The following is a 19,035-nucleotide window of genomic DNA, read 5'->3' on the forward strand; positions in this document are numbered from 1 at the left end:
AGTAATGGGAATCAAAAGCTTTAACCCATATACACCTTCCAGAAGACACATGACCTCCTCTGATTTCAACGAAATCACGAAGAGCACACCGGAGAAATCTCTGGTAGTGTCCCTGAAGAAAAACGCTGGTCGTAACAACCAGGGTAAAATCACTGTAAGACACCGCGGAGGCGGAAGCAGAAGAAAATACAGAATCATCGACTTCAAGAGAAGAAAAGATGATGTTCCGGCAATCGTTAAATCGATCGAGTACGATCCGAACAGAACAGCAAACATCGCTCTGATCTGCTATGCAGACGGCGAGAAAGCATACATCCTGGCTCCGGAAGGACTGAAAGTTGGCATGAAGGTTATGAGCGGCGCTGCTGCCGAGGTAAGACCTGGAAACTGCCTGCCGCTGTCCGAGATTCCGGTTGGTACCATGGTTCACAACGTAGAGCTTCATGCAGGCAAAGGCGGACAGCTTGTTCGTGCAGCTGGTAATGGTGCTCAGCTGATGGCTAAAGAAGGCAAATACGCAACCCTTCGTCTTCCGTCTGGAGAGATGAGAATGGTTCCGATCAACTGCCGTGCATCCATCGGTGTTGTTGGAAATGGCGAGCACAGCCTGATCAACATTGGTAAAGCAGGACGGAAACGTAACATGGGTATCCGCCCGACTGTACGTGGTTCTGTCATGAACCCGAATGACCATCCACATGGTGGTGGAGAAGGAAAGACCGGTATCGGACGTCCGGGCCCGTCTACTCCTTGGGGAAAACCGGCTCTTGGCCTGAAGACCAGAGCAAAGAACAAGCAGTCTAACAAGTACATCGTAAGAAGACGCGATGGAAAAGCTTTATCGAAATAAGGAGGTAAACGATGTCTCGTTCATTAAAAAAAGGACCATTTGCAGATGAAAGCCTGTTAAAGAAAGTTGACGCTGCAAACGCTTCAGGAGATAAAACAGTCATTAAAACCTGGTCACGTCGTTCTACAATCTTCCCGTCATTCGTTGGACACACAATCGCTGTTCATGACGGAAGAAAACATGTGCCGGTATACGTTACAGAGGACATGGTTGGACACAAACTCGGTGAGTTCGTAGCAACCAGAACCTACAGAGGTCACGGCAAGGACGAGAAGAAATCCGGCGTCCGCTAAGTAGAATGATTTGAGAGAGGAGGTTTTTTAGCAATGGCTAAAGGACATAGAAGTCAGATTAAAAGAGCAAGAAATGCTAACAAAGATACCAGACCGTCTGCAAAGTTATCCTACGCTAGAATGTCTGCGCAGAAAGCTGGATTTGTTTTAGATGCAATCCGCGGTAAAGACGTAACAACCGCACTTGGTATTGTAACTTATAACCCGAGATATGCCTCCAGCGTAGTGAAAAAACTGCTGGAGTCCGCAATCGCAAACGCTGAGAACAACAACGGTCTTTCCAGAGAAAACCTGTATGTAGCTGAGTGCTTCGCTAACAAGGCTCCGACCATGAAGAGAATTCATCCGAGAGCACAGGGCAGAGCTTACAGAATCCTGAAGAGAAACAGCCACATCACGATTGTGTTAGACGAGAAATAAGGAGGACATGTCATGGGACAGAAAGTTAATCCACACGGCCTGAGAGTCGGTGTTATTAAAGACTGGGATTCCAAATGGTATGCCGAGGGTGATTTCGCAGATAACCTCGTAGAGGACTACAACATCCGCACATACCTGAAGAAGAAACTGTACAGCGCAGGTGTTTCCAAGATCGAAATCGAAAGAGCATCTGACAGAGTAAAAGTTATCATCTACACCGCAAAACCGGGCGTTGTTATCGGTAAAGGCGGAGCAGAGATCGAGAAAGTAAAAGCTGAAGTTCAGAAACTGACTGACAAAAAGCTTATCGTAGATATCAAAGAAGTAAAAAGACCGGACCGCGATGCACAGCTCGTTGCTGAGAACATTGCATTACAGCTGGAAAACCGTATTTCCTTCCGTCGTGCTATGAAGTCTACCATGCAGCGTACGATGAGAGCTGGCGCTAAGGGAATCAAAACATCTGTATCCGGACGTCTTGGTGGAGCTGATATGGCTCGTACCGAGTTCTACAGCGAGGGAACTATTCCGCTGCAGACCCTGCGTGCCGATATCGATTATGGATTCGCTGAAGCAGATACCACTTACGGTAAAGTTGGCGTAAAAGCATGGATCTACAATGGCGAAGTACTTCCAACCAGAACTAAAAAGGAAGGGAGCGAGAATTAATTATGTTAATGCCGAAGAGAGTAAAACGTCGTAAACAGTTCCGTGGTTCCATGAAGGGTAAAGCCCTCAGAGGAAACAAAATTAACTACGGTGAATTTGGTCTCGTAGCCCTTGAGCCATGCTGGATCAAATCCAACCAGATCGAGGCAGCCCGTATCGCCATGACACGTTACATCAAACGTGGTGGTAAAGTTTGGATCAAAATTTTCCCGGACAAACCAGTAACCGCACAGCCGGCTGAAACCCGAATGGGTTCCGGAAAAGGTTCTCTGGAGTACTGGGTAGCAGTAGTAAAACCAGGCCGTGTAATGTTCGAAATCGCAGGTGTTCCGGAAGAAACAGCCCGCGAGGCATTACGTCTTGCCATGCATAAGTTACCATGTAAATGCAAAGTTGTTTCTCGTGCAGACTTAGAAGGCGGTGATAACAGTGAAAACTAACGAATTTGTAAAAGATTTAAATACAAAGAGCGCAGCTGAGCTGAATGACGAATTAGTAGCTGCTAAAAAGGAACTCTTCAATTTAAGATTCCAGAATGCAACCAACCAGCTTGACAATACAAGCCGAATCAAAGAGGTTCGCAAAAATATTGCAAGAATCCAGACTGTTATTGCCCAGAAGGCAAACGCAGCTGAGTAATTAGGAGGAAAATATCGTGGAAGAAAGAAATCTTAGAAAAACTCGCGTGGGCAAAGTTGTCAGCGATAAGATGGATAAGACTATCGTGGTTGCCATCGAAGACCATGTAAAACATCCTCTGTACAAGAAAATTGTAAAAAGCACATATAAGCTGAAAGCACACGATGCAAACAACGAGTGCCATGTAGGTGATACCGTACGAGTTATGGAAACAAGACCTTTATCCAAAGATAAGAGATGGAGACTTGTGGAGATCGTTGAGAAAGCGAAATAAATAAGAGATCAGAATGCTAAAGGAGGAATACCAGCATGATTCAGCAGGAAACTAGACTGAAAGTCGCTGACAACACCGGTGCAAAAGAAATCTTATGCATTCGTGTTATGGGCGGTTCTACAAGAAGATATGCCAACATTGGTGATGTAATCGTTGCTTCGGTCAAAGATGCAACACCAGGCGGCGTTGTTAAAAAAGGTGACGTAGTAAAAGCTGTTGTTGTAAGAAGCGTAAAAGGCGCTCGTCGTAAAGACGGTTCTTACATCAAATTTGATGAGAACGCAGCAGTTATTATCAAAGATGACAAAACTCCAAAAGGAACCCGTATTTTTGGACCAGTAGCCAGAGAGCTTCGTGAGAAACAGTTCATGAAGATTGTTTCCTTAGCTCCGGAAGTATTATAGGAGGACAGCTATGTCAATGAAGATTAAAAAAGGCGATACCGTAAAGGTAATCGCCGGCAAAGATAAAGACAAAACCGGCAAAGTAGTCAGCGTTGACGTAAAAAACAACCGTGTTGTTGTTGAAGGCGTAAACATGATTACAAAGCATGAGAAACCGTCTATGAGCAATCAGCAGGGCGGAATCGTTAACAAAGAAGCTCCTATCGATGCATCCAACGTAATGCTGGTTGTAAAAGGAGTTCCGACCCGCGTTGGAATCAAAGTTGAGATGGTTGAGAAAAACGGCAAAACAAAAGCTGTTAGAACCCGCGTTGCAAAAGCAAAAGAGCTGAACGGCGCAGTAATTGATTAAGGAAGAGAGGAGGCAAAACCGTGAGTAGACTGAAAGATCTTTACAACGAGCAGATCGTTGATGCAATGACCAAAAAATTTGGATACAAAAACGTGATGGAAGTGCCGAAGCTCTCCAAAATCGTAATCAACATGGGTGTTGGTGAAGCTAAGGAGAACGCTAAACTTCTGGACGCTGCAATCAGTGATATGGAAGCTATCACCGGACAGAAAGCAGTTACCACCAAAGCGAAAAATTCCGTAGCAAACTTTAAAATCCGTGAGGGTATGCCGATCGGATGCAAAGTTACCCTTCGTGGCGAGAAAATGTACGAGTTCGCAGACCGCCTGATCAACCTGGCACTGCCTCGTGTACGTGACTTCCGCGGCGTAAATCCGAACGCTTTCGATGGCAGAGGAAACTATGCTCTTGGTATCAAAGAGCAGCTGATTTTCCCAGAGATCGAGTATGATAAAGTTGATAAAGTCAGAGGTATGGACATTATCTTCGTTACCACTGCTAACACAGATGAAGAAGCTCGTGAATTACTGACATTATTCAACATGCCATTCGCAAAGTAATAGGAGGAATTGATTCATGGCTAAAACAGCAATGAAAATCAAACAGCAGCGCAAAGCTAAATTCTCTACAAGAGAATACAATCGTTGCAGAATTTGTGGCCGTCCACACGCATATTTAAGAAAATACGGAATCTGCAGAATCTGCTTCCGTGAATTAGCATACAAAGGCCAGATTCCTGGCGTTAAGAAAGCTAGTTGGTAAAATTTTAGAAGGAGGCAAATTCAAATGAGTATGAGTGATCCGATTGCAGATATGCTTACAAGAATCCGTAACGCTAACACTGCAAAACATGATACAGTAGATGTTCCGGCATCCAAAATGAAAATCGCAATCGCTGATATCCTGGTAAACGAGGGATACATTGCAAAATATGAACTCAGCGATGAGGGTGCATTCCAGAATATGCACATCACCCTGAAATACGGCGCTGACAAAAACGAGAAGATCATCACCGGTCTGAAGAGAATCTCCAAACCGGGTCTGAGAATCTATGTTGGCAAAGATGAGCTGCCGAGAGTACTTGGCGGACTTGGAATCGCTATTCTTTCCACAAACCAGGGTGTTATCACCGATAAAGAAGCTCGCAAGCTGCAGGTTGGCGGCGAGGTTCTGGCATTCGTTTGGTAATCTGAAACGAAACAAAGCAACTGAAAACAGAGAGAGCGTAAGGCTCTCTCCGAAAATCTAAGTTAATAGGAGGAAATTGGTATGTCACGTATTGGAAGACTGCCAGTGGCAATTCCTGCAGGTGTAACAGTAGACATCCAGGAAAACAACCACGTTGTAGTAAAAGGACCAAAAGGAACATTAGAGAGAACTCTCCCGGCTGAAATGAGCATCAAAGTGGAAGACGGACATGTAGTAGTTACAAGACCGAGCGATCTGAAGAAAATGAAAGCTCTTCATGGTCTGACCAGAACTCTGATCCACAACATGGTAGTTGGTGTTAGCGAAGGCTATACCAAAACACTGGAAGTAAACGGTGTAGGTTACAGAGCTGCAAAACAGGGCAACAAATTAGTTCTGTCTCTTGGATATTCCCATCCGGTAGAGATGATCGATCCGGAAGGACTCTCCTCCGCTGTAGACGGCAACAAGATCATTGTTTCCGGTATCAGCAAAGAGAAAGTTGGCCAGTATGCTGCTGAAATCAGAGATAAGAGAAGACCTGAGCCATACAAGGGCAAGGGAATCAAGTATGCTGATGAAGTGATCAGACGTAAAGTTGGTAAGACTGGTAAGAAATAATTAAGGAGAGTGTGAACATGATTAGTAAAGTATCAAGAGCGCAGATGCGCCAGAAAAAGCATAGAAGATTACGTAATCATATCGTAGGTACTGCACAGCGTCCGCGTCTGTGTGTATTCCGCAGCAATAACCATATGTATGCTCAGATTATCGACGATACGATTGGAAATACTTTAGTTTCTGCTTCTACTCTTCAGAAAGAAGTGAAAGCAGAGCTTGAGAAAACCAACAATGTAGATGCAGCAGCATATCTTGGAACCGTTCTTGGAAAGAAAGCTGTAGAAGCAGGTATTACTGAAGTTGTATTTGACCGTGGCGGATTCATCTACCAGGGAAAAATCCAGGCATTCGCAGACGCAGCTAGAGAAGCTGGGCTGGTATTCTAAGAAAGGAAGGAAAAGAACACATGAAGCATACAATTATTGATGCAAGCCAGTTCGAACTGGAAGAAAAAGTCGTATCAATTAAGCGTGTTACAAAAGTTGTTAAAGGTGGTCGTAACTTCCGTTTCACAGCTTTAGTAGTTGTCGGCGACGGCAATGGACACGTAGGCGCAGGCCTTGGAAAAGCAGCCGAGATTCCGGAAGCTATCCGCAAAGGTAAAGAAGACGCTATGAAGAAACTGGTAAGCGTAGCAATCAATGAGAACGGAAGTATCACTCATGACTACGTAGGTAAATTCGGAAGCGCAGAGGTTCTGTTAAAGAAAGCTCCTGAAGGTACTGGTGTCATCGCTGGTGGCCCAGCCCGTGCCGTAATCGAGTTAGCTGGTATTAAGAACATCCGTACAAAATCCCTTGGATCCAGAAATAAGCAGAACGTAGTTCTGGCTACCATCGCTGGTCTGTCTGAGCTGAAGACTCCAGAAGAAGTAGCAAGACTTCGCGGCAAATCTACAAACGAGATCTTTGCTTAAGGAGGATGTGAAAAATGGCAGATAAATTAAAAGTAACACTGGTGAAATCCCCGATCGGATGTGTTCCGAAACACAGAAGAACCGTGGAAGCACTGGGTCTGAAAAAAGTTAACAAGACGGTAGAACTGCCGGATAACGCAGCAGTTCGCGGCATGGTTAATCAGGTTTCTTACCTGGTTAAAGTAGAAGAAGCATAAGGAGGTACCGTAATGGACTTATCTAATTTACAGCCGGCTGAAGGTTCCAGACAGAACGATAACTTCCGCAGAGGCCGTGGACATGGTTCAGGAAATGGTAAAACAGCAGGTAAAGGCCACAAAGGACAGAAAGCACGTTCCGGAGCACCGAGACCGGGATTTGAAGGTGGTCAGATGCCTTTATACAGACGTCTTCCGAAGAGAGGTTTCAAAAACAGAAACTCTAAGGAAATCGTTGGAATCAATGTAGATGCTCTGAATCGTTATGAGGACGGAGCTGTTGTAACCGTAGAAACTATGATTGAGACTGGTCTTGTTTCCAATCCGAGAGATGGCGTAAAAATCCTTGGAAACGGTGAAGTCACCAAAAAACTCACTGTAAAAGCAAATGCTTTCAGCGAGAGCGCAAAGGCAAAAATTGAAGCGGCAGGTGGAACAGTCGAGGTGATCTAATGTTTAAGACCTTTATCAATGCATTTAAGGTCAAAGATGTTCGTCGCAAAATATTTTATGTGCTTATGATGCTTGTTGTCATCCGGTTAGGCTCTCAGATGCCTGTACCGGGTGTCAATACAAGCTTTTTTGCGAATTATTTTGCAAATAATACGAATGAGGCATTCAGTTTCCTGAATGCATTCACGGGCGGCGGTTTCGACCGTTTCTCCATCTTTGCTCTGAGTATTACACCGTACATTACTTCTTCCATCATTATTCAGCTGCTCACCATTGCAATTCCACAACTTGAGGAAATGCAGCGTGACGGCGAAGAGGGAAGAAAGAAAATGACTGCGATTACTCGTTATGTGACAGTAGGTCTTGCATTGTTTGAGTCTGTTGCCATGGCAGTAGGCTTTGGACGCCAGGGACTCCTCACCACTTTTAACGCAGTTAATGTGATTGTTGTAGTGGCAGCTCTGACAGCTGGTTCTGCCTTCCTTATGTGGGTGGGAGAACAGATCAACGACAAGGGCGTTGGAAATGGTATTTCTATGGTCCTGTTAATCAACATCCTTTCCAGAATCCCGCAGGATATGGTAACCCTTTACGAAACCTTCGTAAAAGGCAAAACCATCGCGCGTGGTCTGCTGATGTGGATTATCATCGCTGTTGTGATCATCGCTGTTGTTGTGCTGGTACTGATCCTGAATGGCGCTGAGAGAAGAATTCCGGTACAGTATTCCAAGAAAATGGCCGGAAGAAAAATGGTTGGCGGACAGTCATCCAATATTCCGCTGAAGGTAAATACAGCGGGCGTTATCCCGATCATCTTTGCATCATCCATCATGTCTTTCCCATCGATTATCCTGTCGTTTGTCGGAAAGTCGGATATCAAAGGCATCGGCGGAACGCTGATCAAGATGCTGAATTCCAACAACTGGTTTGACAAAACCAATCCAGTTGCTTCGCTGGGCCTGATTCTCTACATTGTCCTTGTTGTTTTCTTCGCTTATTTCTATACCTCCATCACCTTCAACCCGATGGAAGTTGCAGATAACATGAAAAAACAGGGCGGCTTTATCCCAGGCATCCGCCCGGGTAAATCCACGGTAGATTATCTGAACAATCTGCTCAGCTATATTATTTTTATCGGTGCAGCAGGTCTTACCATTGTTGCAGTGATTCCATTTTTCTTTAATGGATTTTTCAAAGCGAATGTATCCTTTGGAGGTACTTCTCTGATCATTATTGCCAGCGTAATTCTGGAAACCTTAAAACAGATTGAATCCATGATGCTGGTACGCAATTACAAAGGATTCTTAAACGATTAAGGCATAAGAGGGACTGTCTGGATAAGACAGGCCCTTTCTTTTGTTTAAAGCGCTTTTAAAGAGGCTTTAGCAGAGAAAATTTTTGCTATTGTGGTTTACTTTATGGTATAATAAGGTAAATTACACGCAGCGGATTGCTGCAAATTCAAACATGGGAGGAAAAGCGCATGAAAATTATTATGTTGGGGGCACCTGGTGCCGGAAAAGGTACACAGGCAAAACAGATCGCTGCAAAATATGAGATTCCTCATATTTCAACCGGCGATATCTTCCGCGCAAATATCAAAGAGGGAACCGAGCTTGGAAAGAAGGCGAAAGCATTCATGGACAAGGGAGAACTCGTTCCGGACGAGCTGACCTGCGATCTTGTTGTAGACCGTATTTCCAAACCGGACGCAGCAAAGGGCTACGTGCTGGATGGCTTCCCAAGAACGATTCCGCAGGCCGAGGCACTGACCAAAGCCCTGGAAGCACGCGGAGAGAAAATTGACTACGCAATCAATGTAGAAGTACCGGATGGAAATATCGTTCACCGTATGGGCGGACGCCGTGCCTGCATCGGATGCGGAGCAACGTATCATGTAGAATTTAACGCACCAAAGGTAGAAGATGTATGCGATACCTGCGGCGGCGAGCTGGTTCTTCGTGATGACGATAAACCTGAGACCGTACAGAAGAGACTGTCTGTATACCATGCTCAGACACAGCCTCTGATTGACTACTATAAGAAAGCCAATGTTCTGGTGGAAGTTGACGGAACCCAGGATATCAACGTGGTATTTCAGGATATAGTAAAGATTTTAGGAGCGTAAAGGATGTCCATATCAATTAAAACTGCCCGGGAAATTGAAAAAATGCGCCGTGCCGGTGAACTGCTGGAGAAGGTACACGATGAATTAGGCCGCGCCATCCATCCGGGAATGTCAACCTGGGAAATCAACAAGCTCGGAGAAGAGATGATCCGCAGCTTCGGATGCACTCCCAACTTTTTAAACTATAATGGGTATCCGGCTTCGATCTGCGTTTCTGTGAACGAAGAAGTGGTTCACGGAATCCCAAGTAAAAAACGGATTCTGAAAGAGGGCGACATTGTCAGCCTGGATGCGGGACTTATCTATGAAGGATACCATTCCGACGCAGCCCGCACACACGCGGTCGGTGAGATCTCGCCGGAGGCAAGAAAACTGGTGGAAGTAACACGCCAGGCCTTTTTTGAAGGAATCAAATACGCAAAAGCAGGCCATCATCTTCATGAGATTTCGGCGGCGATCGGTGCATACGCAGAGAGCTTCGGCTACGGCGTTGTCCGCGACCTGGTAGGCCACGGCATCGGAACGCACCTGCACGAAGATCCGGCAGTGCCGAACTTCGCACAGCCAAGCCGCGGCGTCCGCCTGCAGCCTGGCATGACGCTCGCCATCGAGCCGATGATCACAGCCGGAGGCTATGCAGTCAGATGGCTGGATGATGACTGGACCGTTGTGACAGAAGACGGCTCTCTTGCCGCACATTATGAGAACACGATTCTGATTACGGAGGGAGAACCGGAAATTCTGACACTTTCGCATACGGAGGAGGATTTATGAAACCGATTGTGAAAGGAATGTTTGCCAGAAGCCTGGCCGGCCACGATAAAGGAAGGCTGTATGTGATTTCGGATGTACAGGAGCCATACGTATTCCTGGTGGACGGAAAAATCCGTACCGCCAACCGGCCGAAAAAGAAGAAGCTGATTCACGTACAGCCGGATTACGAAATGACGGATGCGGTTCGTGATGAAGATATCCGTAAGGCATTAAAAGAAAAAAGTTGCAAAGAGTTGAAGGAGGATTAATCAATGTCTAAGGCAGATGTAATTGAGGTAGAGGGAACTGTCCTCGAGAAATTACCAAACGCAATGTTTAAAGTAGAACTGGAGAACAAACACGTAGTATTAGCTCATATCAGTGGAAAGCTGCGTATGAACTTTATCCGTATTCTCCCGGGAGACAAAGTAACCATCGAGCTGTCCCCATACGATCTGGACAAGGGACGTATTATCTGGAGAGATAAATAAGAAATACGATAAAAAAAGCCATCCGGCATGCCGGATGGCTTTTTCTCTGTATGTGTTTCTCTGTATTCATCCCCAATAACAGTAACCGTTCTACAGAACAAAGATTTCGATCACCGGCCTTCAGATTTCTGACAGCCACAAAGCAAGCACCAGTCTGCAAACCCTGCAGCATCCGCGGCGGCGGGCATCTGAATTTCTTTTCAGTCCCTTTTGAAACCTTCCAGATGTATTATGCAATATTTTAATAGAAAAAGCAATGAAAAAAGTATAAAATTTTATGAAAACTTTTTGTGAAAACCAGGAGAATTTGTGCACTTTTGAAACAAAATTTTTAAACCGTCAGAAGAAAAAGAAAAAGTGAAAAGACAGGAGAAAAGAGCGGCCGGAAAACCGTGAAAATGACAGATGAGGGCTCGAAAGCGACAGAAGAATATATGTTCGTGAATTCTGTGTGAAGTTGAAATATTTGGTTGAATTCTCAAAATAATGTGATACAATGCAATAGAGAAACTTTACGGGGAAATTTTACCGGGAAGGGTCTCCTGGGCGGTGCGGTAAAATCCATGCACCGGCAGAAATCAGGGAAACATTTTATGAAACAGCAGGCTGCAGTCTGAAAAATAATTCGGATCTGCAGCAATGGCATCGCTGTTCCTTACAGATAACAGGAAAGGAAAATGTGCAATGACAAAAATGGGAAAGAAAAAGAAAAAAGGCCTTGTTGCAGCATTGAGCGTAGTTGCAGTGATTGTTTTACTTGCCGCTGCATATGGAATCTTCTGTCTGATCATCGAGGATGACAAAATCTGGGCAGATGCTTCTATTAACGGAGTAAACATTCAGGGAATGAGCAAAAAAGAAGCTGCACAGACAGTGGAACAGAAGTTTGAAGAAGATTATAAAGATACAGCTGTTACCGTTGAGCTGGATGGTCAGCAGTATACGATGAACGTATTTCCAATGCTGGGGATGGATGCTTCCGCAGAAATTGAAAAAGCATATGAAAAAGGCCATGGAAATCTTCTGGTTCGCGGTCTGGAGTGGGTCGAGATGAAACGGGGAAAGGCAGAGAAACTTTCCTATGATGTGCAGCCGACTGTGGCCCATCCAGATGAGGTGGAAGGAATTGTACAGGCATCCGGCATTCAGGATTACAACTCCATGCAGGATACTACATATGAAGTAACAGATACCGGCCTGATCGTGCATAAAGGCATTTCCGGAACCAGACCGGATGTGGATGCTTTAAAACAGCAGATCCAGACGAATGTGACAGCAATGAATTTCCAGGATGTAATTTCCTGCCCGACGGCAGAAAATCAGCTGACGGAGCCGGATTTTGCCGGAATTGCAAGCCAGATTTATACCGAGCCGGTCAATGCGACGCTGGATCCGGACAACGGATATTCCGTTGTGGCATCGAAAAACGGAACCTCAATGGATGCGGACAGTGCGAAAGCCGAGTATGAGAGTGCAGAAGAAAATACGGATATCACGATTCCGTTTACCTTTACCGAGCCGGAGATTACAACCGAGAAGATGAACGCAAATCTGTTTAAAGACACGCTTGGAAGTTACAGCTCCAGCGCAGCAGGTGGAACGAGCGGAAGAATTCACAACGTCGGACTTACGGCATCTATCTGCAACGGACAGATCGTTCTGCCGGGAGAAACCTTCTCTTTTAATGGTGTCGTAGGTGATACAACGGCAGAAAAAGGATACCAGGAGGCAGCAGGCTATCAGGATGGCAAAGTCGTCCAGGTACTTGGAGGAGGCGAATGCCAGGTGTCTTCCACACTGTTTTCCGCTATTTTGTATACAGACCTTGATGTGTTGGAAAGAGCCAACCATTCGATGCCGGTACATTATGTGCCGTCAGGAATGGATGCAACCGTATTCTGGGATTCACCGGATTTCAAATTTGAAAATAATCATAAGTATCCGGTGAAAATTGTGATGAATATGGACAGCAGTGATACACTGACCGTAAAAATTCTCGGAACAAAAGAAAACGACTATACCATTGAGCCAAGGGTAGAGCAGATCGATGAGATGAGTAATGTAACGTATCGTGATTATAAAGATGCAAGCGGAAATGTAGTAAAATCAGAATCCGTATGCGCAAGCAAATACAAACCGCTGAACTCAGGATCATGATGCAAAAAAGATGTTACCTGTAAAAAACAGGCGGGACAGAGAAGAGAAATCTGTCCCGCCTGTTTTTTTTCTTACCGGTGGGAGAGATGAAAAAATGCACAGAAAAAGAGCAAAAAAAAATGAAAAAATATGTAAAAAATTTCTTGCATTTCCGGGAACAAAATGCTATACTATAAAACGAACTTTTGCGCGTGGACTTTTTTCTAACCCACAAAAAGAAAACGCATTCCAAAAGTTTACAACAGAAAATTCCCCTACACGGGGCGCTAGGAGCAAAGAAAGGAGGATTCATCATGAAGGTTAGATCTTCTGTAAAACCGATCTGCGAGAAATGCAAAGTTATCAAAAGAAAAGGTAGCATCAGAATCATTTGTGAGAATCCAAAGCACAAACAGCGCCAGGGCTAATCCGTCATTAGGCTTGATCGTAATTGTGCAGATTTTAAGTGCGGCTGCAGCAAAGATGCGCGTGAGCGCGTTGTTATGCTGTTAATATTATAAAGTGAGACACCTGGCCCGAAGCAGCCAGGACACCTCCGGCGGATGGACGCGCGGAGCGCAGACATCCCTTATAATATTGCTTAATACTCCGATCTGTCAGGTGGCAGAAGGAGAAAGGTCGTGCGAACACGGCTGGATACACGCATACCTGTATCCCAATTAGGAAAATATTAATGTTTTAGAAAAATGGAGGACAAAGTACATGGCTCGTATAGCTGGTGTAGACTTACCAAGAGACAAACGTGTTGAGATTGGTCTGACCTATATCTACGGAATCGGTAGAACAAGTGCAGATCGTATCTTAAAAGAAGCTGGAGTAAATCCGGACACACGCTGCAGAGATTTGACAGACGATGAAGTAAAGAGACTCAGTGCAGTTATCGATGAGAGTCAGGTTGTAGAAGGAGATCTTCGTAGAGAAATCGCTATGAACATCAAACGTCTGCAGGAGATCGGATGCTACAGAGGTATCCGTCATCGTAAAGGCCTTCCGGTTCGTGGTCAGAAAACAAAGACCAACGCAAGAACCCGCAAAGGTCCTAAGAGAACTGTTGCAAATAAGAAGAAATAATTTAACCAGTAGTCCAATATAAGATTAAGAAAGTGTAGGTTAGTTTTAAAATGGCAAAAGTGACAAAGAAAACGACAAAACGTCGTGTCAGAAAAAACGTTGAACACGGACAGGCACATATCCAGTCTTCCTTCAATAATACAATCGTAACACTGACTGATGCAGAAGGAAATGCTCTTTCATGGGCAAGTGCCGGCGGTCTGGGATTTAGAGGTTCAAGAAAATCTACTCCATACGCAGCTCAGATGGCTGCAGAAACTGCTACCAAAGCAGCGCTGGTTCATGGCTTAAAGACTGTTGACGTTATGGTAAAAGGACCAGGATCAGGTCGTGAAGCTGCAATCCGTGCCCTTCAGGCATGCGGTCTTGAAGTTACAAGCATCCGCGACGTAACACCGGTTCCGCACAACGGATGCCGCCCACCAAAACGTAGAAGAGTCTGATTAGGAGGTTAAGAACATGGCAGTAAATAGAGTACCAGTCCTGAAAAGATGCAGATCCCTCGGAATGGATCCTGTATATCTTGGAATTGATAAGAAGTCCACAAGACAGCTGAAAAGAGCAAACAGAAAAATGTCTGAGTATGGTCTTCAGTTAAGAGAAAAACAGAAAGCAAAATTCATCTACGGCGTTCTGGAGAAACCTTTTGTTAACTATTACAAAAAGGCTGACAGAATGGAAGGACAGACTGGTGAGAACCTGATGATCCTTCTTGAGCTCCGTCTGGACAACGTTCTGTTCCGTATGGGAATGGCTAGAACCAGAAAAGAAGCACGTCAGATCGTTGACCACAAACACGTTCTGGTTAACGGCAAACAGGTAAATATCCCGTCTTACCTTGTAAGCGCTGGTGATACCATCGAAATCAAAGAGGGTAAAAAATCCTCTCAGAGATATAAAGACATCGTAGAGGTTACAGGCGGCCGTCTGACTCCAGAATGGATCGAGGCTGATCTTGAGGCACTCAAAGGTGTTGTAAAAGAGCGTCCTACCCGCGAAATGATCGATGTTCCGGTTGACGAAGTGCAGATCGTCGAGCTGTATTCTAAATAAAGAATCGCCATACGCGGAAGGCTTTATTCCCATGAGTAATGAGCCAACCAATTTAAAAGGAGGGGCTTTCGAGTGTTTGATTTTAACAAACCGAAAATTGAAATTACTGAGATTTCTGATGACAAGAAGTACGGCAGATTTGTGGTTGAACCTCTGGAAAGAGGCTACGGTATCACATTAGGTAATTCTCTTCGCAGAATTATGCTTTCTTCCCTCCCTGGAGCAGCAGTAAGCCAGGTTAAAATCGAGGGCGTTCTTCATGAATTCAGCTCCATCCCTGGAGTAAAAGAAGACGTTACAGAAATCATCATGAACCTGAAGAGCCTTGCAATCCGCAATAACAGCGAAACCAACGAAGCAAAAGTTGCTTATATTGAGTTCGAGGGCGAGGGAGTTGTAAGAGCATCCGATATTCAGGTAGATCAGGATATTGAGATCATGAATCCGGATCAGGTAATCGCAACCCTGAACGGCGGCCCGGACAGCAAGCTGTACATGGAGCTGACGATCACAAAAGGCCGCGGTTATATCAGTGCTGACAAAGGCAAGAGCGATGACATGCCGATCGGCGTTCTCGCTGTGGATGCTATCTATACACCGGTTGAGCGTGTAAACCTCAAAGTGGAGAACACCCGTGTAGGTCAGATTACCGATTACGATAAACTGACACTGGATGTTTACACCAGAGGAACACTGGATCCGGACGAGGCAGTCAGCCTGGCAGCTAAGGTTTTAAGCGAGCATCTGAAACTCTTCATCGATCTGTCTGAGAATGCGAAGACAGCAGAAGTTATGATCGAGAAAGAGGACAATGAGAAAGAGAAAGTTCTGGAGATGAACATCGACGAGCTTGAGCTTTCCGTGCGTTCCTATAACTGCTTGAAACGTGCCGGTATCAATACCGTAGAAGAGCTGTGCAACAAAACTTCCGAAGACATGATGAAGGTTCGTAACCTGGGCCGCAAGTCTCTGGAAGAGGTACTTGCAAAGCTGAAAGAACTGGGACTGTCACTGAGTCCTGGGGACGGAGAATAAATCACAGCGATTTATCTTTCCGTTTGATTTGTAGACGAAAACCCCCTGTCAGTAAGTCCGAGGCAGCATGACTTGTGGGTTCCACAAATGGAGGAAAATTTAAAATGGCAAAATATAGAAAACTTGGCAGAACATCTGACCAGAGAAAAGCATTATTAAGAAACCAGGTAACCAACCTTCTGTATCACGGAAAAATCGTTACCACTGAGACCAAAGCAAAAGAGATCCGCAAGATCGCTGAAAGCATGATCGCACTGGCTGTAAAAGAGAAAGATAACTTTGAGACCGTTACCGTTACTGCTAAAGTAGCTCGCAAAGATGCTGATGGCAAACGTGTGAAAGAAGTAAAAGACGGCAAAAAAGTTACCGTATACGATGAAGTTCAGAAAGAGATCAAAAAAGATCTTCCGTCCAGACTTCACGCTAGACGTCAGATGGCAAGCTTCTTCTATCCTGTAACAGAGGTCCCGACCGAAGCAGCAGGACGCAAGAAAAACACCAAGTCCATCGATATGCCACAGAAAATGTTCGATGAGATCGCTCCGAAATATGCAGACCGTAACGGCGGATATACCCGTATCATCAAGATCGGACCGCGTAAAGGTGATGCAGCTATGGAAGTTGTAATCGAGCTGGTTTAATCTGTAAATAGTTTTGAAATTCGCAGGGGCTGCCTCTTAGTAGGTGGCTCCTGTTTTGTTGCATATCATATTTTATATGACACAATTGCGAAATTGTGGCAATGTACGGGGTTGCATCTGCTTTGCGAATAAGGTACAATACAGAATACAGAACAGCTAAAATGGGATACAAAGGAGAGCATTTGCATGGAGAGCAAGAAAAAAATGTTGTTTATTTTTAATCCGTTTTCCGGAAAAGCGCAGATTAAAAGTAAACTGTTTGAAATTATCGATGTTTTTGTAAAAGGCGGATATGAAGTCATTGTCCACCCGACGCAGGCAGTCGGAGATGGTTTCGAAAAGACAAAGGAGCTTGCGCCGCAGGTGGATCTCGTTGTCTGCAGCGGGGGCGACGGAACACTGGATGAAGTTGTCAGCGGTCTGATGGAAGTGGATCAGCGCGTTCCGATCGGTTATATTCCGGCCGGAAGCACCAATGACTTTGCAAACAGTCTTTCTATTTCAAAAGATATGGTACAGGCGGCAAAGGATATCATCGAGGGAAACCTGTATTCCTGTGATGTGGGAGCGTTCAACAACGACAGTTTTGTCTACATCGCTGCATTCGGCCTTTTCACGGATGTTTCCTATGAGACAGATCAGCACATGAAAAACATTCTCGGCCATCTGGCATACCTGCTGGAGGGATCCAAACGGATCTGGAATGTGCCGACGTACTGGATTAAAGTCGAGGCAAACGGGGAAACCTTTGAGGGAGAGTATATCTACGGTATGGTGACGAATGCCAAGTCCGTCGGCGGCTTCAAAAACCTGCCGGGACAGGATGTACGCCTGGATGATGGACTCTTCGAGGTAACCCTGATCAAACGCCCGAAAAACCCTCTGGAACTGAATGAGATCATTGCGTCCCTGCTGATGCAGGAGGATCACACAGACCTCATCGATTCGTTCAAGACCGACCGCATCATCATCGAGTCCAACCAGGAGATTTCCTGGACCCTGGACGGCGAATACGGCGGAGATCACGGCTATGTCTGCATCGAAGCGCGCAAACATGCCATGGAACTGGTTCTGAACAATAAGTAGGCACGGCTTTTTGATAAGTTTTTCACAAAAAAGTGCAAAAAAATGGATTTCGCCGCGAAAACCATTTGGCATTTGCAGAAAGATGTTGTATAATAAAACCAGTTATGAAAGTAACAAGTATGCCGTAAGCCTGAAAACGGTACACGGCACAATTACAGACACAGGAGGTCATTTGAGCTATGTTAGTATCAGCAAAAGAAATGTTGGACAAAGCAAAAGCCGGCCACTATGCAGTTGGTCAGTTTAACATCAACAACCTGGAGTGGACAAAATCCATCCTTCTTACCGCACAGGAGATGAATTCTCCGGTTATCCTTGGCGTATCTGAGGGTGCAGGAAAATACATGACAGGTTTCAAAACTGTAGCTGCTATGGTAAAAGCTATGATCGAAGAGCTGAACATCACTGTTCCGGTTGCTCTGCATCTGGACCACGGAACCTACGAAGGATGCTACAAATGCATCGAAGCAGGTTTCTCATCTATCATGTTTGACGGATCTCACTATCCGATCGAAGAGAACGTTGCAAAAACAAAAGAACTGGTAGCTGTTTGCAAAGAGAAAGGAATGTCTCTGGAAGCAGAAGTTGGTTCTATCGGTGGAGAAGAAGACGGTGTTGTAGGTATGGGCGAGTGCGCTGATCCGAACGAGTGCAAGATGATTGCAGACCTCGGTGTAGATATGCTTGCAGCAGGTATCGGTAATATCCATGGTGTATATCCGGCTAACTGGCAGGGACTGAGCTTTGAGACTCTGGCAGCTGTACAGGAGCTGACAGGAACTATGCCGCTCGTTCTTCACGGTGGTACAGGTATCCCGGATGACATGATCAAGAAAGCCATTGACCTTGGCGTTTCCAAAATCAATGTAAATACAGAGTGCCAGCTTGCATTCGCAGCAGCTACACGTAAATACATCGAAGAGGGAAAAGATCAGCAGGGTAAAGGATTCGATCCTCGTAAACTGCTTGCTCCTGGCGCAGAAGCTATCAAAGCTACTGTAAGAGAAAAAATCGAACTGTTCGGTTCTGCAAACAAAGCCTGAGTTTAAGCACGAAAAATGCTGTGCAGGATTCCTGGGGGACTTCCTCCTCAGGGTCTGCACAGTATTTTTTTTTCGCGAGCAACGAGTCAAAGTCCGTGCTTGCACGAGACCTTGACGACTGCCGCGAAAGCTTTCATCGAATCCGCTAATTTTTTCGTCTGAATTAGGAAAGTTTTGTAAAATAATACGAAAAAGGGACTGAGTTCAAAAAAGCACTTGCGTTTTTTAAGTTTTTGAGTTATTTTAGTATCAGTTGGAAATCAAATCCATATGCGAATGTAAAACAAGGGCGTTCTACAAA

The 19,035-nt window shown here is 45.1% G+C and carries 32 protein-coding genes; all 32 read left to right on the forward strand.

Annotated features, from left to right (window positions below; genetic code table 11):
* Window positions 1-4: 4 nt before the first annotated feature.
* Window positions 5-850: a 50S ribosomal protein L2 gene (rplB, locus tag DW915_RS05845; RefSeq protein WP_055266980.1), complete on the forward strand. Its 846-nt coding sequence runs from the start codon at window positions 5-7 to the stop codon at window positions 848-850.
* A gap of 11 nt (window positions 851-861) precedes the next feature.
* On the forward strand, window positions 862-1,143 hold the full coding sequence (gene rpsS / locus DW915_RS05850) for a 30S ribosomal protein S19 (RefSeq protein WP_022461662.1): 282 nt from the start codon (window positions 862-864) through the stop codon (window positions 1,141-1,143).
* 33 nt (window positions 1,144-1,176) lie between these two features.
* Window positions 1,177-1,563: a 50S ribosomal protein L22 gene (gene rplV / locus DW915_RS05855; protein WP_022461661.1), complete on the forward strand. Its 387-nt coding sequence runs from the start codon at window positions 1,177-1,179 to the stop codon at window positions 1,561-1,563.
* A 12-nt stretch (window positions 1,564-1,575) separates the two neighbouring features.
* On the forward strand, window positions 1,576-2,232 hold the full coding sequence (gene rpsC, locus DW915_RS05860) for a 30S ribosomal protein S3 (RefSeq protein ID WP_022461660.1): 657 nt from the start codon (window positions 1,576-1,578) through the stop codon (window positions 2,230-2,232).
* Window positions 2,233-2,234: 2 nt separating this feature from the next.
* Complete coding sequence (gene rplP, locus DW915_RS05865) at window positions 2,235-2,672, forward strand: 50S ribosomal protein L16 (protein ID WP_022461659.1); 438 nt, start codon at window positions 2,235-2,237, stop codon at window positions 2,670-2,672.
* Complete coding sequence (gene rpmC, locus DW915_RS05870; protein WP_022461658.1) at window positions 2,662-2,871, forward strand: 50S ribosomal protein L29; 210 nt, start codon at window positions 2,662-2,664, stop codon at window positions 2,869-2,871. The genes rplP and rpmC overlap by 11 nt, the downstream gene beginning before the upstream one ends.
* A gap of 16 nt (window positions 2,872-2,887) precedes the next feature.
* Window positions 2,888-3,145 carry a 30S ribosomal protein S17 gene (rpsQ, locus tag DW915_RS05875; protein ID WP_022461657.1) on the forward strand — a complete coding sequence of 86 codons (258 nt, stop codon included), beginning with the start codon at window positions 2,888-2,890 and terminating at the stop codon, window positions 3,143-3,145.
* A gap of 35 nt (window positions 3,146-3,180) precedes the next feature.
* Complete coding sequence (rplN, locus tag DW915_RS05880; protein ID WP_022461656.1) at window positions 3,181-3,549, forward strand: 50S ribosomal protein L14; 369 nt, start codon at window positions 3,181-3,183, stop codon at window positions 3,547-3,549.
* Between the two features lie 10 nt (window positions 3,550-3,559).
* Window positions 3,560-3,901 carry a 50S ribosomal protein L24 gene (gene rplX / locus DW915_RS05885; protein WP_022461655.1) on the forward strand — a complete coding sequence of 114 codons (342 nt, stop codon included), beginning with the start codon at window positions 3,560-3,562 and terminating at the stop codon, window positions 3,899-3,901.
* A gap of 20 nt (window positions 3,902-3,921) precedes the next feature.
* Window positions 3,922-4,461, forward strand: coding sequence for a 50S ribosomal protein L5 (gene rplE, locus DW915_RS05890; protein WP_022461654.1), 540 nt, complete (start codon window positions 3,922-3,924; stop codon window positions 4,459-4,461).
* 16 nt (window positions 4,462-4,477) lie between these two features.
* The gene (locus tag DW915_RS05895) at window positions 4,478-4,663 is read left to right on the forward strand and encodes a type Z 30S ribosomal protein S14 (protein WP_022461653.1); all 186 of its coding nucleotides are present in this window, start codon (window positions 4,478-4,480) and stop codon (window positions 4,661-4,663) included.
* Window positions 4,664-4,687: 24 nt separating this feature from the next.
* The gene (gene rpsH, locus DW915_RS05900) at window positions 4,688-5,089 is read left to right on the forward strand and encodes a 30S ribosomal protein S8 (protein ID WP_022461652.1); all 402 of its coding nucleotides are present in this window, start codon (window positions 4,688-4,690) and stop codon (window positions 5,087-5,089) included.
* An 81-nt stretch (window positions 5,090-5,170) separates the two neighbouring features.
* Window positions 5,171-5,710, forward strand: a complete 540-nt coding sequence (rplF, locus tag DW915_RS05905; protein WP_055220754.1) for a 50S ribosomal protein L6 — start codon at window positions 5,171-5,173, stop codon at window positions 5,708-5,710.
* 17 nt (window positions 5,711-5,727) lie between these two features.
* Window positions 5,728-6,096: a 50S ribosomal protein L18 gene (gene rplR / locus DW915_RS05910; protein ID WP_055220751.1), complete on the forward strand. Its 369-nt coding sequence runs from the start codon at window positions 5,728-5,730 to the stop codon at window positions 6,094-6,096.
* Between the two features lie 20 nt (window positions 6,097-6,116).
* Complete coding sequence (gene rpsE, locus DW915_RS05915; protein ID WP_022461649.1) at window positions 6,117-6,626, forward strand: 30S ribosomal protein S5; 510 nt, start codon at window positions 6,117-6,119, stop codon at window positions 6,624-6,626.
* A gap of 14 nt (window positions 6,627-6,640) precedes the next feature.
* The gene (rpmD, locus tag DW915_RS05920) at window positions 6,641-6,823 is read left to right on the forward strand and encodes a 50S ribosomal protein L30 (protein WP_022461648.1); all 183 of its coding nucleotides are present in this window, start codon (window positions 6,641-6,643) and stop codon (window positions 6,821-6,823) included.
* A 12-nt stretch (window positions 6,824-6,835) separates the two neighbouring features.
* On the forward strand, window positions 6,836-7,276 hold the full coding sequence (rplO, locus tag DW915_RS05925) for a 50S ribosomal protein L15 (protein ID WP_022461647.1): 441 nt from the start codon (window positions 6,836-6,838) through the stop codon (window positions 7,274-7,276).
* Complete coding sequence (gene secY, locus DW915_RS05930) at window positions 7,276-8,592, forward strand: preprotein translocase subunit SecY (protein WP_055220749.1); 1,317 nt, start codon at window positions 7,276-7,278, stop codon at window positions 8,590-8,592. Before rplO ends, secY begins: the two co-directional genes overlap by 1 nt.
* A 167-nt stretch (window positions 8,593-8,759) precedes the next feature.
* Window positions 8,760-9,404, forward strand: coding sequence for an adenylate kinase (locus DW915_RS05935; protein WP_118741773.1), 645 nt, complete (start codon window positions 8,760-8,762; stop codon window positions 9,402-9,404).
* 3 nt (window positions 9,405-9,407) lie between these two features.
* The gene (gene map, locus DW915_RS05940) at window positions 9,408-10,178 is read left to right on the forward strand and encodes a type I methionyl aminopeptidase (protein ID WP_022461644.1); all 771 of its coding nucleotides are present in this window, start codon (window positions 9,408-9,410) and stop codon (window positions 10,176-10,178) included.
* Window positions 10,175-10,426 (forward strand): KOW domain-containing RNA-binding protein, encoded by a 252-nt coding sequence (locus DW915_RS05945; RefSeq protein WP_055220745.1) that lies wholly within the window; start codon window positions 10,175-10,177, stop codon window positions 10,424-10,426. Before map ends, DW915_RS05945 begins: the two co-directional genes overlap by 4 nt.
* Before the next feature lie 3 nt (window positions 10,427-10,429).
* Window positions 10,430-10,648 (forward strand): translation initiation factor IF-1, encoded by a 219-nt coding sequence (infA, locus tag DW915_RS05950; protein WP_022461642.1) that lies wholly within the window; start codon window positions 10,430-10,432, stop codon window positions 10,646-10,648.
* A 684-nt stretch (window positions 10,649-11,332) separates the two neighbouring features.
* Window positions 11,333-12,805 (forward strand): VanW family protein, encoded by a 1,473-nt coding sequence (locus DW915_RS05955; protein WP_022461572.1) that lies wholly within the window; start codon window positions 11,333-11,335, stop codon window positions 12,803-12,805.
* A gap of 10 nt (window positions 12,806-12,815) precedes the next feature.
* Entirely contained in the window at window positions 12,816-13,109 is a 294-nt protein-coding gene (locus tag DW915_RS05960) for a hypothetical protein (protein ID WP_147398420.1), read from the forward strand.
* Window positions 13,099-13,212, forward strand: a complete 114-nt coding sequence (gene rpmJ, locus DW915_RS05965; RefSeq protein WP_003022746.1) for a 50S ribosomal protein L36 — start codon at window positions 13,099-13,101, stop codon at window positions 13,210-13,212. The genes DW915_RS05960 and rpmJ overlap by 11 nt, the downstream gene beginning before the upstream one ends.
* A 295-nt stretch (window positions 13,213-13,507) precedes the next feature.
* Complete coding sequence (rpsM, locus tag DW915_RS05970) at window positions 13,508-13,876, forward strand: 30S ribosomal protein S13 (protein ID WP_022461573.1); 369 nt, start codon at window positions 13,508-13,510, stop codon at window positions 13,874-13,876.
* 50 nt (window positions 13,877-13,926) lie between these two features.
* On the forward strand, window positions 13,927-14,319 hold the full coding sequence (gene rpsK / locus DW915_RS05975; protein ID WP_022461574.1) for a 30S ribosomal protein S11: 393 nt from the start codon (window positions 13,927-13,929) through the stop codon (window positions 14,317-14,319).
* 16 nt (window positions 14,320-14,335) lie between these two features.
* Window positions 14,336-14,929 carry a 30S ribosomal protein S4 gene (rpsD, locus tag DW915_RS05980; protein WP_022461575.1) on the forward strand — a complete coding sequence of 198 codons (594 nt, stop codon included), beginning with the start codon at window positions 14,336-14,338 and terminating at the stop codon, window positions 14,927-14,929.
* 72 nt (window positions 14,930-15,001) lie between these two features.
* Window positions 15,002-15,964, forward strand: coding sequence for a DNA-directed RNA polymerase subunit alpha (locus tag DW915_RS05985; protein WP_022461576.1), 963 nt, complete (start codon window positions 15,002-15,004; stop codon window positions 15,962-15,964).
* 104 nt (window positions 15,965-16,068) lie between these two features.
* Window positions 16,069-16,605: a bL17 family ribosomal protein gene (locus DW915_RS05990; RefSeq protein ID WP_022461577.1), complete on the forward strand. Its 537-nt coding sequence runs from the start codon at window positions 16,069-16,071 to the stop codon at window positions 16,603-16,605.
* Between the two features lie 186 nt (window positions 16,606-16,791).
* The gene (locus DW915_RS05995; protein WP_022461578.1) at window positions 16,792-17,691 is read left to right on the forward strand and encodes a diacylglycerol/lipid kinase family protein; all 900 of its coding nucleotides are present in this window, start codon (window positions 16,792-16,794) and stop codon (window positions 17,689-17,691) included.
* Between the two features lie 179 nt (window positions 17,692-17,870).
* Window positions 17,871-18,734 (forward strand): class II fructose-1,6-bisphosphate aldolase, encoded by an 864-nt coding sequence (fba, locus tag DW915_RS06000; protein ID WP_022461579.1) that lies wholly within the window; start codon window positions 17,871-17,873, stop codon window positions 18,732-18,734.
* The last annotated feature ends 301 nt before the right edge of the window (window positions 18,735-19,035 follow it).

Origin of the sequence: Blautia sp. AM42-2 (genome assembly GCF_003480245.1) — a bacterium.
GTDB lineage: Bacteria > Bacillota > Clostridia > Lachnospirales > Lachnospiraceae > Fusicatenibacter > Fusicatenibacter saccharivorans.